This is a genomic window from Streptomyces sp. NPDC091287, from assembly GCF_044768525.1.
Classification (GTDB): domain Bacteria; phylum Actinomycetota; class Actinomycetes; order Streptomycetales; family Streptomycetaceae; genus Streptomyces.
The window spans coordinates 1-14,404 of record NZ_JBIVUV010000006.1 but is presented as its reverse complement, the minus strand read 5'-3'; the positions used below and the strand labels follow the sequence as shown (position 1 = coordinate 14,404).

The following is a 14,404-nucleotide window of genomic DNA, read 5'->3' as shown; positions in this document are numbered from 1 at the left end:
CTGTCATCCTGCTTCGGTCCCGAAGAAGTCGTCCGTGGGGATGACGGGGGCCGCTGACAGGCCTCAGGCGTTCGGGTCGGCAGGGGTCCGGGCCTGCCAGGCGGTGAACAGCGGGGTGTCCTCGGCCCCGGCCAGCACGACGACGCCGAAGGGGCGGTCGAAGGCGATGTGGTGCACCCGCTGCGGCCGGGGGGCGGCGCCCGCCGCCCGCATCGCGACCACCGTCACGGCCGCGGCCTCCACGCCCTCCTCGGCGATCTTCAGCACGGCCTCCTGGACCACGTCGGAGATGGCGAGGGGTCTGAGTGAGAGACCGGAGAAGTCCGCGGCGTCCGTCAGGGCCAGCCGGACGCCGAGCGAGGCCAGCTGCCCGGTGACGGGCACCCGCGTCCGCAGGGTGAGCCGGGGCAGCCCGATGGTCACCCGGTCGGTGTCCAGCGGGACACCCGCGCCCCGGGGCGCCCAGCCCACGGGCAGTACCCGGCCGGCCCCGGCCCCCGGCTCCCCCAGGAGGAGGCGGACCCGGGCCCCGGGGCCGCCGCCCGGTTCCGTCGCGCAGCGCAGCTCGACCACGTACGCCCCGCCGGCCGTCCAGGCGTCGGCCAACGGCACGTCCTTGACCATGGTCGGCACCGGGCCGACCCTCCCCGCCGCGTCGGTGAACGGCAGGTCCTGGGTCCGCCAGGCCTCGAACGGCTTCTCCCAGCGGGCCTTCAGCGCCAAGACGTTGACCAGCGCGAGCAGGGTCTCGTCGGTGATCTCCATCGGCAGCCGCTCGATCAGCCCTCCGGTGGCCTCGCGGACCCAGGCGTCGACAGCCGCCGCGTCCATCGGGTCGAAGCGGACGTCCGGCAGCGCTTCCTGGAACGCGGGGAGGACGGGCAGCCGGCTCCAGACCCGGGTGGCCACGCCCAGCGCCCCGGTCCGGGCCAGCGCGCGGGCCAGCGCCGTGACGGCCGGCGCGGCCTCCCGGTCCGCGGTGCCGAGGAGTGCCCGCAGCTCGGCCGCCGTCGCACCGCGCGCACCGGCGGCCACGGCGGCCAGGGCGAGCCAGAGCCCGGCGGGCGAGCACACGAAGTCGGTGCCCGTCCCCGTACCGCCCGGGCCCTCTCCCGCTGCCATGCCGTCCCGTATCCAGCGCTCGGCGAGGCGCTGGACGGCTCCGGTCGTGGTCGCGGCGTCGGTCGCGGCGTCGGTCGCGGTCGCGGACGCGGACGCGGACGCATCAGTCACTACTGCCCCCTACAGGTAAATCGCTTCGTCGTTCGACCGTGCGGCAGCAAGAATGCCCCACATGACCTGGACCGTGGCCGCCGAACGATTCGACTCCCCCGACGCGAGCGCTCTGCGCCGGGACTACTACGACGAGGTCGCGAGCCGTTACTGGCAGCGGCCCGCCACCGCCGAGGAGATCGACGACGGGCTCGACGGCGACGGAGCCGACCTGCTCGTACCGCCGACCGGGCAGTTCGTCGTCGGCCGGTACGGGAGCAAGGCGGCGAGCTGCGCCGGGCTGGTGCTGACGGAGTCCACCGGTCCGGGCACGGCGGAGCTGACGCGGGTGTACGTGCGCCCGGCGTTCCGGGGCACGGGCGGCGGCGGGTTGCTGCTGGCCGCGGTGGAGGAGGCGGCGAGGGCGTACGGCGTACGGCTGCTGCGGCTGGACACCCGCAACGACCTGGTCGAGGCGCGCGGGCTGTACACGAAGCACGGATACCGGGAAGTGCCGGCGTTCCACCGACGCAATCAGTACGCGGAGCACTGGTTCGCCAAGGAGCTGTGACGCGGCGTCCGCGTTGGGCCCGGACGCGGACGCGAGCGCGGGCGCGGACGCGCCACGTGCTCAGGCGGGCGGGGGACGGTGGCCGTGATCGTCACGGCTGTCGGGTTCCCGGTCGTGGCCCGCATGGTCGTCGGGTCGCCGGTCGTGGCCCGCACGGCCGTCGGGTCGCCGGTCGTGACCCTCGCGCTCGTCGAAGCGCCGTTCGTGGGCCTCGCGCTCGTCATGGCGCAGGTGGGCCTCGTGGTCGCGGGGCGGCTGCGGGTTGTGGGGGCGCTCCCTGGTCGAGCCGCTGACCTCGGCGGTCAGTTCGCTGACGAGTTTGACCAGGTCGGTGGGGCGCTCGGGGCCCCACCAGTCGCCGAGGAGTTCGGCGAGCGAGTCCTCGCGGGCCTGCGAGAGCCGGACGACGGCCTCGGCCCCGGTATCGGTGAGGATCATCTGCAGGCCCTCCCGGCGGGCCAGTCCGCGTTCCTCGACCTGCCGGGCCGCATCGGTGATCACGTGCAGGGGTACGGGTGCCGTCTCGGCGAGCCGGGCGGGTTCGACGGTGCCGTGCCGTTTGATCCGCAGAAGCAGCCAGCTGGCGGCGGGCAGCAGGTCGTACCCCGCCCGCGCGGTGATCTCCTCGTAGATCTCACGGCGGCCCTCCCGGGTCGCGAGCACCGACAGGGCGCGGGCGCACTCGTCGTACGAGGAGCGCTCGACGGGGTTGGAGGCGAGTGTCTGACTGGTGTCGGGGGCGGTCACCGAGCCCCGGAGCTTGTCCTCACGGAGGAACCAGGCGAGGACGAAGGCCAGGAGGACCACCGGGACGGCGTACAGGAAGACGTCCGTGATGGAGGTGGAGTACGCGCCGAGGACGGAGGGCCGCAGGTCGGCCGGGAGCTGCCCGATGGCCCGGGGGTCGGCGGCCAGCCGCCCCGCGTCGACACCCGGCGGCAACGACTGTCCGGCGAGCGCGTCCGTGAGCTGCCCGGTCAGCCGGTTGGCGAAGATCGTCCCGAAGATGGCCACGCCGAACGCGGAGCCGATGGACCGGAAGAACGTCACGCCGGAGGTGGCGACACCGAGGTCCTGGTAGGAGACGGAGTTCTGGGCGACCAGGACGAGGACCTGCATCACCAGGCCGAGACCGGCGCCGAAGGCGAAGAAGAAGGCGCTCATCAGCCAGGTGGAGCTGTTCTCGTCGAGCTGGTGGAGCAGCAGCAGCCCGACGGCGGTGAGGGCGGTGCCCAGGACCGGGAAGACCTTCCAGCGGCCGGTGCGGCTGACGATCTGGCCGGAGCCGGTCGAGGTGATCAGCAGGCCGAACACCATCGGCAGCATGTGCACACCGGACATCGTCGGGGTGATGTCGTGGACCACCTGGAGGAAGGTCGGCAGGTAGGTCATCGCGCCGAACATGGCGAAGCCGATGACGAAGCTGATCACGGCGACGAGGGCGAAGGTCCTGATCCGGAAGAGCTTCAGCGGCAGTACGGGTTCGGCCGCGCGCCGCTCGACGGCGATGAAGGCCACGAGCAGCACGACGGCGAGCACCGCGAGTCCGATGATCTGCGGGGAGCTCCAGGCCCAGGTCGTACCGCCGAGGGACGCGACGAGGACCAGGGCCGTGGCGACGGCCGCGATGAGGAAGGTGCCGAGGTAGTCGATGGTGTGCTTCTCGCGGCGGACCGGGATGTGCAGGACGGCCGCGATGACGACCAGCGCGACGACGCCGATCGGCAGGTTGATGTAGAAGACCCAGCGCCAGCTGAGGTGTTCGGTGAAGAAGCCGCCGAGGAGTGGCCCGAGGACACTCGTCACGCCGAAGACCGCGCCGAAGAGCCCCTGGTACTTGCCGCGTTCGCGCGGTGTGACGAGGTCGCCGACGATCGCCATCGACAGCACCATGAGCCCGCCGCCGCCGAGTCCCTGGAGGGCCCGGAAGCCGATCAGCTGGGGCATGTTCTGGGCGACCCCGCAGAGCGCGGAGCCGATCAGGAAGATCACGATCGCGGTCTGGAAGAGCTTCTTGCGGCCGTACTGGTCGCCGAGCTTGCCCCACAGCGGGGTCGCCGCGGTGGCCGCCAGCAGGTAGGCGGTCACCACCCAGGACAGGTGGTCGAGGCCGCCGAGCTCACTGACGATCGTCGGGAGCGCCGTGGAGACGATGGTCTGATCGAGTGCCGCGAGCAGCATGCCGAGGAGCAGCGCTCCGATCGCCACCAGGACGCTCCGGTGGGACTGTCCCTCACCGGGCGCCGGGGGTGACGGGCTCAGCTGCTGGGCCATGGGCGTCTCCTCGATCCGCTGAATCCACTGATCCGCTGAATCATTGATCCGCTGAATTCCTGATCCGTCGAATCCACTGATCAACTGATCCGCTGATCCACTACACCCCCATCCTGGACGTTTCGCCTCGTTATGGCCTGCCGGGGGCGGGCCGAGCCCCAGCAGGCCGTTGGGCTTCCCCGGAGCGGGCTGCATAATCGCAGGCAGCTCAAAGGGAGGGGACCCACCATGACCGGACACGCATGCCCGGAGTGCGGGAGACAGACGGCCGGGGAGCCCGGCACGGAGCACCGGGTGCCGTGCCGGTGCGGCGCCGGCGCGCCGTCGCAGCAGCTCACGGAGGACGAACAGCGCGCCGCCCGTACGGCGGAGATCGCCGCGGCCGAGGACTTCGACCCGCTGCGCATCCGGCCGTACGTGACGCTGACGGACCACGCCGGGGCGGGCGGAGGCGAGGCCGGGGGGCCTCGTTCCGGGTCCGGTACGTGGGAGGGCGCGGCCACCGGTACGCGGGAGGGCACGCGGCCCTCCGGGATGCGGGACGACGCGGCTTCCCGTACGTGGGAGGGCGCGGCCACCGGGACCGGCCCGCCGGCACCCGACGCCGCGAGGACCGCGACGGGGACCGCGGGGGCGGCGATCGATCCGGGGGCGGCGGCGAGCACCATGCCGCTGTTCCTGGGCGGCGACGGCCCGAACGGCGGAATGGGCGTGGGCACGGGCTCGACGCCGGACGGCAGTGGCGCCGAGCCGGACGGAAGCCGGAGGCGCACCGCTGGTGCGACCCCCGTCTTCGCCCCCGACCCGGTGCGACCGCGCCGCAGGCGCCCCCTCGGGGCTATCGCCGTGGGGGCGGCCGTGGCCGCGGTGGTCGGCACGGCGGCCTTCGCCGGCGGGCTGTTCGGCGGCGACGACAGCGGGGACGAGGCGCTACCGGAGGCCACCACGAGCGTCCCGGACACCGAGGGCGAACCGGCCGCTTCGGTGGCCCCGTCCCCTTCCGCGTCGGCCACGTCGCCCCGTACGCGGTCCCCCTCGGCCACCCCGTCCGCATCACCGTCCGCGTCCGCCTCGCCGACGAGGAGCCGGGAGCCCGAGCCGACCGCCACCGCGTCCGCGTCCGCGTCGCCGACGGCGAGCGCGTCGTCCACCCCGGACGGCGGCGCTCCGCCGGCCGCACCGCCCGCCGATCCGCCCCCGGGGCCGGCCGGCTCCTCGCTGCGCCCGGGTGACCGGGGCCCGGAGGTCGCCGAGCTACAGGTCCGGCTCCGGACCGTCGGGGAATGGCTCTACTCGGGGCCGGTCGACGGGAGCTCCTACAGCGACCAGGTGGCGTACTCCGTGGCGATCTACCAGTCGTACAAGGCGATCCAGGGCGATCCGACGGGCGTGTACGGGCCGAACACCCGGCGCGCGCTGGAGGAGGAGACGGACGGGCGCGGGCGCCACCGAGCGCACTGAGCGCACCGAGCGCACCGAGCGCACTGCGCACTGAGCGCACCGAGCGCGTCGGGACCGCCCGCCGCGCAGGGGGATTGGCATTCCGCCCCCGGTTTTTGTATCGTGATGGAACAAAGTAGCTCCCGCCCGCACTCCCTGACCGGCGGGCGGGGGTTGCTCTGTTTGCCGCACGCGGTACCGCACACCTTGTACCGCACACCCTCCGCAGCCCGTGTACGTCATGCCCCGCGGCACGCGCACCCGGGCTGTTCGCACACCTCCCCGCGTTCTGGAGCAGCCGATGCCTCCCACCGTCCTCACCGCACAAGCCCTCCTGCTGGACATGGACGGCACCCTCGTGAACTCCGACGCGGTGGTGGAGCGCTGCTGGCGGCGCTGGGCGATCGAGCACGGGCTGGACCCCGAGGCCGCGCTCAAGGTGGTCCACGGCCGTCAGGGGTACGCCACGATGGCCGTCCTGCTCCCGGACCGCCCGGTGGAGGAGAACTACGCGGACAACCGGCTGATGCTGGCCGAGGAGACCGCCGACGTCGAGGGCGTCGTGCCGATCGGCGGGGCGCCCGCGTTCATGGCCGCGATCGCCGAGCTGCCGCACGCGCTGGTGACCTCCGCCGACACCGCGCTCGCGACGGCCCGGATGGGTGCCGCCGCGCTGCCGATGCCCGCCGTCCGTGTCACCGCCGAGCAGGTGGGCGCCAGCAAGCCGGACCCCGAGGGCTTCCTCAAGGGCGCTGCGGAGCTGGGCTTCGACGCGGCGGACTGCATCGTGTTCGAGGACTCCGAGGCGGGCATCGCGGCCGGCCGGGCGGCGGGCATGCGCGTCGTGGGGGTCGGCCCGCGCGCCGCGGCCCTCGCGCCGGACGCCCATGTCGAGGATCTGACGCGGGTGCGCGTGGAGGCGGCCGAGGACGGCTCGATCCGCCTGCACATCGACGAGGCCTGAGCCACGCCCCTGGCCCGCCCCCTCGCTCCGAAGCGGGGGTCACTCCCGATGCAACAGCCCGCGCGCGACCAGTTCCAGGACCGCCGCGACGGCGACCACCTGGACCGCCATCAGCGCCACCAGGACGAACAGCTGCACGGCGCCCGCCTCCACGGGTGAGGCGCCGCCCAGCAGCATGCCCACGAACGCCCCCGGCAGGGTGACGAGCCCGACCGTCCGGGTCTGGTCGAGCCCGGGCAGCAACGCGTCCGACGCCGCGGGCCGCACGATCTCCAGCCTGGCGTCCCGGTCGAGCAGCCCGAGGGCCATGCCCGCCTCCACCTCCCCGCGCCGACCGGCGAGTTCGTCCAGCGCGCGCCGCCCGCCGAGCACCGTCGCGGTGAGCGCCCCGCCGATGAGGATGCCCGCCACCGGGATGAGCGCCAGGCCCCGGACCGGCACGAGCCCCGTCAGCAGCAGCGCCCCCACCACGGGCAGCACGCCCGCCCCGATCGGCACGGCCGCCCAGCGCCAGGTGCGGTTGCCGGTGATCCGGCGCCCCGCGGTCCACACGGCCACGGCGAACATCAGCGCCACGAACCCGAGAAGCGGTGCCAGGGAGCGGACGACCCAGCCGATGAGCAGGGATACGGCGGCGAGTTGGACGGCGGCCCGCACCCCGGCGACGAGGATCTCGCGCGACCGGCCCAGCGAGGCCCACGCGGCGACGGCGGCAGCGAGGACCAGCAGGGCGGCGAGCACGATACCGAGAGTGAGAGAGACCGGAAGCAGCACCCGGCAACGATAGGTCCGCACCCAGGGCCGCTCCCGGGGGCGCGCCCGGGAACGCGAGCGCCCCCGAGCCCCCGGCGGATGCCCAACACCACCCGGAAAAACCGTCCGTGACGGTTCCGCGCGCTCCCGCGATCCGTCACTCCCCTTGCACACCCCTTGATGTGACGTGCACATGTCGCCACTCTGTTACCTGACGCCCACCCCACAGAAACCTGGCGTCGCCACGATGGCCGGGCCCACTCACGCCCGTCCAAGCACCCCCCACATCAAGGGAGTTCGCATGTCCGGTGTCTACGCGCGTCGCCTTTCCGTCGTCGCCGCAACCGCCGCGCTCGCCGCCACGTCCGCCCTGTTCACCGCCCCGAGCGCGCAGGCCGCCATGCCCACCCCGGTCAGCGCGGCGACCGCACGCACCTACCTCGGCCAGCTCACCGTCGGCGCGGAGGGCTCGTCCAGCGGCTACAGCCGCGACAAGTTCCCGCACTGGATCACCCAGTCGGGAGCCTGCAACACCCGCGAGGTCGTCCTCAAGCGCGACGGCACGAACGTCCAGCAGGACTCCTCCTGCGCCGCGGTCAGCGGCAGTTGGTACTCGACCTACGACGGCGCCACCTGGAGCGCCGCGTCCGACGTGGACATCGACCACATGGTCCCGCTCGCCGAGGCCTGGCGCTCCGGCGCGAGCAGCTGGACCACCGCCCAGCGCCAGTCGTTCGCCAACGACCTGACGCGCCCCCAGCTCATCGCGGTCACCGACAACGTGAACCAGTCCAAGGGCGACCAGGACCCGGCCGAATGGATGCCGCCGACCTCCTCGTACAAGTGCACCTACGTCCGCGCCTGGGTCCACGTCAAGAAGCACTACAACCTGACCGTGGACTCCGCCGAGAAGAGCGCCCTGCAGTCCGCCCTGAACGGCTGCTGACCACCGGGCACGGCCGCTGACTCCCCGACCCGCCGCACAGCCCCCGATCACCGGAACCCGTGCGTCCTCCTCCCGCGTTCTGTACGTTACGGACCCCATCCGTGACGGCGTCGCGAGGAGATATCACATGGCCGGGCTGCGCCTGGGACCACTGCTGCGGTACGTCGACTGGGAGTCGGGGAGCACCGCGACCGTCTGGGTCGAGGCGAGCCGTCCGTGCACCGTGGAGGTCCGGTGCGCGGACGGCGCCTCGGGGTCGTCGCCCACCTTCTCGGTGGCCGGGCACCACTACGCCCTGGTCGTCGTCGAGGGGCTGACCCCCGGTTCCACCACGGCCTACGAGGTGCTGATCGGATCCCGGCGCGTCTGGCCGCCCGACGACACCCGTCTCCCGCCGAGCACCATCACCACGCCGTCCGGGGCGGCTCCGGACGTCGCCGGGGCGGAGCCGGACGGGGTACGGATCTCGTTCGGGTCGTGCCGGTGGGCGGCCGCTCCCGGCGGTGGGCACGACCCCGTGGGGCCGGACGCCCTGGTGACCCTGGCCGCTCGCCTCGCCGCGGATCCGGCGGCCGAGCGGCCCGACGTCCTGCTGCTCCTCGGCGACCAGGTGTACGCGGACGAGACCTCCGGGGCGACCCGGCGCAGACTCGCCGCCCGCCGGGACCTGGGCGAGCCGCCGGGCGCGGAGATCGCGGACTACGAGGAGTACACCTACCTCTACGACGAATCGTGGCGCGATCCGGAAGTCCGCTGGCTGCTCTCCACGGTCCCCAGTTGCATGATCTTCGACGATCACGACGTCATCGACGACTGGAACACCAGCGCCGCCTGGCAGCGGGACATGCGCGCCACCCCCTGGTGGCACGAACGGATCGTCAGCGGGCTGATGTCGTACTGGGTCCACCAGCACCTGGGCAATCTCTCCCCCGCCGAACTGGCCGCCGACCCCGTGTACGCGGCGGTCAGAGCATCGCCCGACGGCACCGAGACGCTGCGCCGCTTCGCCGCCGAGACCGACGCGGATCCCGCCCGTACCCGGTGGAGCTACCGGCGTGTTTTCGGCCGAGTACGGCTGGTGATGGTCGACACCCGCGCGGCCCGCGTCCTGGCCGAGGAGCAGCGGGCGATGCTCGACGCCGAGGAGGCCGACTGGCTGCGGAACGCGGTCCTGGACGACCCCTCTTCATACGATCACCTCCTCATCGGCAGCTCCCTGCCGTGGCTGCTGCCCCCGCTCGTCCATGACGCGGAGCGCTGGAACGCAGCCCTGTGCGCGGGCGTACGCGGGCAACGCTGGGCGCGCTTCGGCGAGAAGCTGCGCCGCGCGTCCGACCTGGAACATTGGGCCGCCTTCCCGGAATCCTTCGACCGGTTCACGGAGCTGCTGCGGGAAGCGGGGAGCGGCCCGGACGCCCCGGCGACGGTATGTGTCCTCTCGGGCGATGTGCACCATGCCTACATCGCCGAGCCACGGTGGCCGAAGCCCGATCCCGGACCCGGTTCCCACCCCGGGACGGATTCCGGTCCCGGCCCCGGGGGCGCCCCGATTGCCCGTGTCCTTCAGCTGACCTGCTCACCCGTGCACAACTCGATCCCCCGGTCGATCCGAACGGGTTTCCGTTTCGGCTGGAGCCGGGCGGGCCGGCGGATCGGCCGACTGCTGTCCCGCCACGGCCGTACGGGTGCGTCGCCGGTGATCTGGAACAAGGCGGGCGGCCCCTGGTTCGGTAACCAACTCATGACGCTCACGTTGCATGGCCGGAAGTCTGCGCTGACATTGGTCCAGGCCAAGGCGAGCAAGCAGGGAGCCCAGCTCGAAGCGGTTCTTGAGCGTTCACTCACCCCGGAGTAGAAGGCGATTTTCGGCCACTCGACAGAATGTTGAAGTTGCAAGTATTGATGAGGTCTCCCTAACCTGTGGCGCCGATCGGTTCACGTCCCCACCACGACCGAAGGAGCCCACCCCCCATGCTCATCCGCTTGAACCAGGCCCAGCCCTACGTCCTCAGCCTCTTCCGCTTCGTCGTCGGCCTGCTCTTCGCCTTCCACGGCGCCGCCACGCTCTTCGGAGTGCTCGGCGGCAACCAGGCGGAGACCGGCGCCTGGCCCGGCTGGTACGCCGCTCTGATCCAACTGGTCTGCGGGTCCCTGGTCGCCCTGGGCCTGGGCACCCGCGCTGCCGCCTTCCTCGCCTCGGGGTCGATGGCCTACGCGTACTTCAAGGTGCACCAGCCCGAGGCGTTCCTGCCGCTCCAGAACAACGGCGAGGGCGCGGCGATGTTCTGCTGGGCGTTCCTGCTGCTGGTCTTCACCGGCCCGGGAGCCGTCGCTCTGGACCGCTTCTTCGGTTCGCGGAACACGGCGGCCGGCGCCGAGGACACGCCCCGGCGCGACAAGACCCCGGCCGTCTCGGTCTGACCTGGCATCTCGCGGTCCGACCCCGGCCGTCGCGGTCCGTCCGACCCCGGCCGTCGCGGTCCGTCCGACCCCGGCCGTCGCGGTCCGACACGGCCGTCTCGGTCCGCCCCGGCCGTCGCGGCATGTGCCCCGCAGCCTCCTCGCACGGAGCGGCGGGGACGTACGGCGGTGCCCCGACCCTCCGGTGACGCGGAGGAGCGGGACACCGCCGTACGCCGCCGTACGCCCCAGGGGGCGGAGCCCCGTCACTCCCGCCCGTGGGGTCCGAACGGCACCGTGAAGCAGGCCGCCCGCTCCCCCGCACCGCCCTGCCGGTCATGGATGATCACCGACCGTGCCCCGTCCTCGCGGAAGCCCCAGCCGTGCAGGGCCTCCGCGCGCCCGTCGCCCTCCTCGTCCGTCCGGAAGTCCAGCCACACCTCGTTGACCGGATCCGCAGTCGCCGCCGGGCGGTGCTGGTAGTGGGGCCCGGCAGCGGCGGGATCGGCACCGCAGGGCGAGGTGTGCACGTGCATTCCGTACGCACGGCCGGGCACGAGCCCCCGCAGCCGGGCCCCGACCCGGGTGCCGGACGGATCCGCGAACCGGGTGACCTCGATCCGCGCGCCCGCCGGCACCAGCCGGGTGTCGTACGTCAGTGCGTCGGACGGGACGAAGGAACCGGGCGGGGAGAACACCCCCGCGGCCCGCATCCACGAACTGCCGCCCACGGCGACGACGTCATCCGTGCGGCTCGGGTCTCCACCGCCGCCCGGCTCCCGCGCCGAGACCTCCGCCGCGGGAGCTCCGTGCGCGCCGTGGCCGCCGGAAGCGTCCGCCGCGCCGCCGCCCGTTCCGTGGGCGACGCCGACGCCGCAGGCCAGCGCCAGCAAGGCTGCCGTGCCCGCCAGCACGCCCGGGACCCGTGAGACCCCCCGGCGCCGCGACATCGCCCCGCCCTCACGTCCCGCCGTCCCCCGCCGCCCCGAAATCGGGTGCGCCGGACCGCGTCCCGTCCGTACCATCCATGCCGTCATGCGCTGCTCCTCGCTCGTGCCGGTCGTTCTCCTCGCCTAACGGGCACAAGGCCTCCAGGTGTACGTGACCTGCACAACATCACCCTCCTTGGGCGGCGCCCGGATGGCCCTCACGCGTACGCTGTACAGCTGAACCTGCCGCCCATGCCGCTCCCCTGCGACGTCGCGGCGTTGACACGAACGGGGAGTAGTAGACGGTGCTAGAGAGTGTGGCCGCGCTGACCAGCAGCCCATGGATCTACGCGGTGGTCGCCCTCTCCGTTCTCCTGGACGTCTTTCTGCCCCTGCTGCCCAGTGGCGTTCTCGTCATCACGGCCGCCACGGCGGCGGCAGCGGGCACCACCACCGTCAGCGGCGCCGGTGAAGGCACCGACGGGCAGGTTCCCTCGCTCGTCGTACTGATCTTGTGCGCGGCCACCGCCTCGGTGCTCGGCGACCTCGTCGCGTACCGGCTCGCCTGGCGCGGGGGCGACCGGCTGGACCGGGCCATCGCGCGCTCCCGGCGGCTCACCTCCGCGCAGGAACGTCTCGGCGCGGCGCTGAGCCGGGGCGGCGGCGCGCTGGTGATCATCGCCCGGTTCGCACCCGCGGGCCGCTCCGTGGTCTCCCTCTGCGCGGGCGCCGCCCACCGCAGGAAGCGGGACTTCCTTCCCTGGTCCGCGCTGGCGGGCCTGGCATGGGCGGGCTACAGCGTGGGCCTCGGCTACTTCGGCGGCCGGTGGCTGGGCTCGACGTGGTTCGGCACGGCCGTCTCCGTACTGGCCCTGTTCGTGGCGGGCGCGCTGGCCACGTTCCTGGTGAAGCGCCCGGGGACGCGGACAGTGACGCTGACGGCGGCCGAAGCCAAGGCCGAGGCAGCGCCGACGACGGCTGCGGCCGCGGAGCCGGAGACGATGCCGACGACCACGGAGGCACCGGCATCCGGAGCCGGATCCACCCCCGGGTCCGCACCCGCATCCGCGTCTAAAGCGGGATCCATGATGCCGAGGACGTCCCCGCTCGTGTCCCTGCCGTCGCCCACCCCCGCCCCCGGCGCCGCTCCCCCGGGCGGGCCGGCCGCCCTCGGCGGGCCGGGACCGGTCTCGGCGCCCGCACCGGCCGCCCCCTGACCGGAGGGGCTCACCGGGGAGCGGTCGGCTTGCGGGCGGCGCGCCTCAGCCCCGGGCCGCGCCCCGTATCTCCAGGCCGTCGAGCAGCTTCATCGTGGCTGCGGTGATCTCGTCGACGGCCCGGTCGAACACCTCCCGGTTGTGCGCGGCGGGCGCGCGGAACCCGGAGACCTTGCGTACGTACTGAAGGGCGGCGGCCCGCATGTCCTCCTCGGTGGCCTCTTCGGGGAGGGCGGGCGGGCGAAGCGTCTTGATGCTGCGGCACATGACTCCAGTGTGTACCGCCCCACTGACAACGGACACCCGCGGCCGCCGCCAGGCCGGTTCGCCTGCCCGACCGCTCGTCGCTCAGCTGCTCCGCACCAGGTCGCTCGGGTTCGACCGGTCGGTGCACAGGGCCCAGATGACGAAGACGTCGATCGCGATGGTGACGATGGCCCAGACCGGGGTGTACGGCAGCCACATGAAGTTGGCGATGAGGTTCAGAGAGGCGAGAACGACGCCCGCGCCGCGGGCCCAGGTCGCGCCTTTGAGAATGCCCCAGCCCACCAGGACGAGGATCACGCCGAGGACGAGGTGGATCCAGCCCCACGAAGTCACGCTGAACTTGAAGACGTAGTCGTTGATGCGCGTGTAGACGTCGTTCGAGGCGATCCCCGCGATGCCCTTCAGCACGCCGAGGATGCCGTCCACGAAGAGCAGGACACCGGCGAACACCGTGCCCCCGGCCGCCCACGGGCTGCCGGAGTCGCCGCCCGGACGGGGATCGGCGGGGCGCGAGGCGCCGGGTGCGGGAGTGCTGGGCTGCGACATGAGGACTCCTAAGCCGGAACAGGTGCCGGGCACCTGCTGTCCTGACCTGCCCTGGTAGTGCGTGCAGATCAGCTCCGACGCTCCTCCCGGCCCCTGCGCAGGGCCACCCGGGCGCGCCCGTTCGAGTGACACGTCACGGCGCGCCGACCGAGACGACGCGCCCCTGGGCGTCGACGGTGAGCGCCACCCGCTCGACGCGGTTGACCAGGGCCACGCCGACCCACACGATCCCCCACGCCAGGCATGAGAAGACGGTGAGGAAGGCGTGCAGCACATGGTTCACCGGCTGCCCGCGCACCAGCACCACCTGGCTCTCCGAACGGGCCTCGACGCGCCAGCCGCCCGCGATGCGCCGGCTCACGATCCAGTCCAGGATCAGTGCGCGCTGCGCCGGGTCGGGGGGCTCGCCCCCGGCGACGTAATAGCCGGGCGGGGGTTCGATCGAGGCGCTGTCCCGTACCGTTCGACGACGCTCCACGGGATCACTCCCAGGTGTCGTGGCACGGGATCACTCCCAGGTGTCGAGGTCGCCGCCGCGCCACTCGATCAGCCCCGGCCGGTCCAGCTCGACGACCTTGTCGGGCCCCGGGGCAAACCCCGCGGACCGCAGCAGCGCGGCCACCTCGCCCCGCCCGTGCGCCAGGCCCACGATCTGCCCGTGCACGGTGACCCGCCGCCCTCCGGTCGCGGAGGGCGGATAGACGATCACGGGCGGGTGCTCGGCCATGCCTCCACGGTGCCCCGAGCACTGCCCCCGCGCATCCCGGGAGGCGCTCCCGGTCCCCGCTGACCTAGGGAGTGTCCGCAAAGTATCGTCGTCCGCCCTCTGGGCGGGGCCCGCGGCGTCTGGTGCGTGCTCTCGCAAGGCGCCGGAGTGTCCTAGTA

The 14,404-nt window shown here is 73.1% G+C and carries 15 protein-coding genes; 7 read left to right on the top strand and 8 right to left on the bottom strand.

The annotated features are described in order from the left end of the window. Positions 1–63 precede the first annotated feature (63 nt). On the bottom strand, positions 64–1,233 hold the full coding sequence (locus ACIQRW_RS11195) for a serpin family protein (protein ID WP_403757512.1): 1,170 nt from the start codon (positions 1,231–1,233) through the stop codon (positions 64–66). A 61-nt stretch (positions 1,234–1,294) separates the two neighbouring features. On the opposite strand from ACIQRW_RS11195, the gene ACIQRW_RS11190 reads away from it, so the two are divergent. Then, positions 1,295–1,783, top strand: coding sequence for a GNAT family N-acetyltransferase (locus ACIQRW_RS11190; protein WP_403757509.1), 489 nt, complete (start codon positions 1,295–1,297; stop codon positions 1,781–1,783). 60 nt (positions 1,784–1,843) lie between these two features. Here the strand turns inward: ACIQRW_RS11190 and ACIQRW_RS11185 are convergent, their stop codons facing one another. After that, a complete protein-coding gene (locus ACIQRW_RS11185) occupies positions 1,844–4,057 on the bottom strand; it encodes a DHA2 family efflux MFS transporter permease subunit (protein ID WP_403757506.1) in 2,214 nt (737 codons plus the stop codon). Between the two features lie 294 nt (positions 4,058–4,351). On the opposite strand from ACIQRW_RS11185, the gene ACIQRW_RS11180 reads away from it, so the two are divergent. Together ACIQRW_RS11180 and ACIQRW_RS11175 are read left to right on the top strand one after the other, a co-directional pair. Then, the gene (locus ACIQRW_RS11180; protein WP_403758404.1) at positions 4,352–5,518 is read left to right on the top strand and encodes a peptidoglycan-binding protein; all 1,167 of its coding nucleotides are present in this window, start codon (positions 4,352–4,354) and stop codon (positions 5,516–5,518) included. Positions 5,519–5,798: 280 nt separating this feature from the next. Next, on the top strand, positions 5,799–6,461 hold the full coding sequence (locus ACIQRW_RS11175) for an HAD-IA family hydrolase (protein ID WP_403757504.1): 663 nt from the start codon (positions 5,799–5,801) through the stop codon (positions 6,459–6,461). A 39-nt stretch (positions 6,462–6,500) separates the two neighbouring features. Here the strand turns inward: ACIQRW_RS11175 and ACIQRW_RS11170 are convergent, their stop codons facing one another. After that, complete coding sequence (locus ACIQRW_RS11170; RefSeq protein ID WP_403757501.1) at positions 6,501–7,235, bottom strand: ABC transporter permease; 735 nt, start codon at positions 7,233–7,235, stop codon at positions 6,501–6,503. Positions 7,236–7,515: 280 nt separating this feature from the next. Between ACIQRW_RS11170 and ACIQRW_RS11165 the strand changes: the two genes are divergently transcribed. From ACIQRW_RS11165 to ACIQRW_RS11155, 3 genes are all read left to right on the top strand, one after another. After that, a complete protein-coding gene (locus ACIQRW_RS11165; RefSeq protein ID WP_403757499.1) occupies positions 7,516–8,160 on the top strand; it encodes an HNH endonuclease family protein in 645 nt (214 codons plus the stop codon). 127 nt (positions 8,161–8,287) lie between these two features. Beyond that, complete coding sequence (locus ACIQRW_RS11160) at positions 8,288–10,015, top strand: alkaline phosphatase D family protein (RefSeq protein ID WP_403757496.1); 1,728 nt, start codon at positions 8,288–8,290, stop codon at positions 10,013–10,015. 116 nt (positions 10,016–10,131) lie between these two features. Then, a complete protein-coding gene (locus tag ACIQRW_RS11155) occupies positions 10,132–10,581 on the top strand; it encodes a DoxX family protein (RefSeq protein WP_403757493.1) in 450 nt (149 codons plus the stop codon). Positions 10,582–10,826: 245 nt separating this feature from the next. Here the strand turns inward: ACIQRW_RS11155 and ACIQRW_RS11150 are convergent, their stop codons facing one another. Continuing rightward, on the bottom strand, positions 10,827–11,597 hold the full coding sequence (locus tag ACIQRW_RS11150) for a superoxide dismutase family protein (protein WP_403757491.1): 771 nt from the start codon (positions 11,595–11,597) through the stop codon (positions 10,827–10,829). 197 nt (positions 11,598–11,794) lie between these two features. Between ACIQRW_RS11150 and ACIQRW_RS11145 the strand changes: the two genes are divergently transcribed. After that, complete coding sequence (locus ACIQRW_RS11145) at positions 11,795–12,706, top strand: DedA family protein (protein WP_403757488.1); 912 nt, start codon at positions 11,795–11,797, stop codon at positions 12,704–12,706. 45 nt (positions 12,707–12,751) lie between these two features. On the opposite strand, the gene ACIQRW_RS11140 is transcribed toward ACIQRW_RS11145, so the two are convergent. The 4 genes from ACIQRW_RS11140 to ACIQRW_RS11125 form a co-directional block, all read right to left on the bottom strand. Then, the gene (locus ACIQRW_RS11140) at positions 12,752–12,973 is read right to left on the bottom strand and encodes a DUF2277 domain-containing protein (RefSeq protein ID WP_007459290.1); all 222 of its coding nucleotides are present in this window, start codon (positions 12,971–12,973) and stop codon (positions 12,752–12,754) included. Positions 12,974–13,054: 81 nt separating this feature from the next. Beyond that, the gene (locus ACIQRW_RS11135; protein WP_403757485.1) at positions 13,055–13,519 is read right to left on the bottom strand and encodes a hypothetical protein; all 465 of its coding nucleotides are present in this window, start codon (positions 13,517–13,519) and stop codon (positions 13,055–13,057) included. Between the two features lie 133 nt (positions 13,520–13,652). Then, complete coding sequence (locus ACIQRW_RS11130) at positions 13,653–13,997, bottom strand: hypothetical protein (RefSeq protein WP_403757482.1); 345 nt, start codon at positions 13,995–13,997, stop codon at positions 13,653–13,655. 30 nt (positions 13,998–14,027) lie between these two features. Continuing rightward, entirely contained in the window at positions 14,028–14,246 is a 219-nt protein-coding gene (locus ACIQRW_RS11125) for a hypothetical protein (protein WP_003969420.1), read from the bottom strand. Positions 14,247–14,404 lie beyond the last annotated feature (158 nt).

Excerpts from the sequence above, each read along its gene's own strand:
- ACIQRW_RS11190 (WP_403757509.1), top strand. The coding sequence starts at position 1,295 with ATGACCTGGACCGTGGCCGCCGAACGATTCGACTCCCCCGACGCGAGC.
- ACIQRW_RS11185 (WP_403757506.1), bottom strand. The coding sequence starts at position 4,057 with ATGGCCCAGCAGCTGAGCCCGTCACCCCCGGCGCCCGGTGAGGGACAG.
- ACIQRW_RS11175 (WP_403757504.1), top strand. The coding sequence starts at position 5,799 with ATGCCTCCCACCGTCCTCACCGCACAAGCCCTCCTGCTGGACATGGAC.
- ACIQRW_RS11165 (WP_403757499.1), top strand. The coding sequence starts at position 7,516 with ATGTCCGGTGTCTACGCGCGTCGCCTTTCCGTCGTCGCCGCAACCGCC.
- ACIQRW_RS11160 (WP_403757496.1), top strand. The coding sequence starts at position 8,288 with ATGGCCGGGCTGCGCCTGGGACCACTGCTGCGGTACGTCGACTGGGAG.
- ACIQRW_RS11155 (WP_403757493.1), top strand. The coding sequence starts at position 10,132 with ATGCTCATCCGCTTGAACCAGGCCCAGCCCTACGTCCTCAGCCTCTTC.
- ACIQRW_RS11150 (WP_403757491.1), bottom strand. The coding sequence starts at position 11,597 with ATGACGGCATGGATGGTACGGACGGGACGCGGTCCGGCGCACCCGATT.
- ACIQRW_RS11140 (WP_007459290.1), bottom strand. The coding sequence starts at position 12,973 with ATGTGCCGCAGCATCAAGACGCTTCGCCCGCCCGCCCTCCCCGAAGAG.
- ACIQRW_RS11135 (WP_403757485.1), bottom strand. The coding sequence starts at position 13,519 with ATGTCGCAGCCCAGCACTCCCGCACCCGGCGCCTCGCGCCCCGCCGAT.
- ACIQRW_RS11125 (WP_003969420.1), bottom strand. The coding sequence starts at position 14,246 with ATGGCCGAGCACCCGCCCGTGATCGTCTATCCGCCCTCCGCGACCGGA.